Source organism: Haloparvum alkalitolerans (assembly GCF_050122995.1).
In the GTDB taxonomy this organism is placed as follows: Archaea; Halobacteriota; Halobacteria; order Halobacteriales; family Haloferacaceae; genus Haloparvum; species Haloparvum alkalitolerans.
Genome location: NZ_JBNLIA010000031.1, coordinates 1 through 522, shown reverse-complemented (window position 1 = coordinate 522; position 522 = coordinate 1). Strand labels below are relative to the sequence as shown.

Genomic DNA, 522 nt, shown 5'->3' with positions numbered 1-522 from the left:
CGAATCTGGGCTTCGCAAGGGGGCTTAAGTCGTAACAAGGTAGCCGTAGGGGAATCTGCGGCTGGATCACCTCCTACTGACCCGAGGGCCTCAGGCCCTCACCTTTCACTCATATGGTGTCGTGTTCGGTCACTCGCGAGAGCGGGCACTTTGGAACGTCGTTGGCTCACATTGCAGACAGCAGTACCCGCGCAGGCGGGTTGGGCTCATAGCTCAGTGGGAGAGTGCCTCCTTTGCAAGGAGGATGCCCTGGGTTCGAATCCCAGTGAGTCCATGTCAGGCTCCGGCCGAACCGCGCCCCTTAAGTGTGGGACGGCGGTGGGTTGGAGTAGACGACGACCGATGCACCACTCCGGGAAACCGCGGGTGGGAAGGGTTCGACGAACGCTCTGATGTCACAGAGCGATTCGATGACGACCGTGTATACGTGCGATCCAGACGCCCACTGAACTCAGTACCGAGTTCGTGGACGTATTCAACTGGCTACTGTGCCAGCTGGTGAATGGCTCGGCTCGAGAGCCG

Annotated in this window: 1 tRNA gene and 1 rRNA gene; both read left to right on the top strand. The window is 60.0% G+C overall.

What is annotated here, in order from left to right:
- Nucleotides 1–75 (top strand): 16S ribosomal RNA (locus ACQE3L_RS15445); the annotation flags it as partial.
- 127 nt (nucleotides 76–202) lie between these two features.
- Nucleotides 203–274, top strand: a tRNA-Ala gene (locus ACQE3L_RS15440).
- Nucleotides 275–522: the final 248 nt, after the last annotated feature.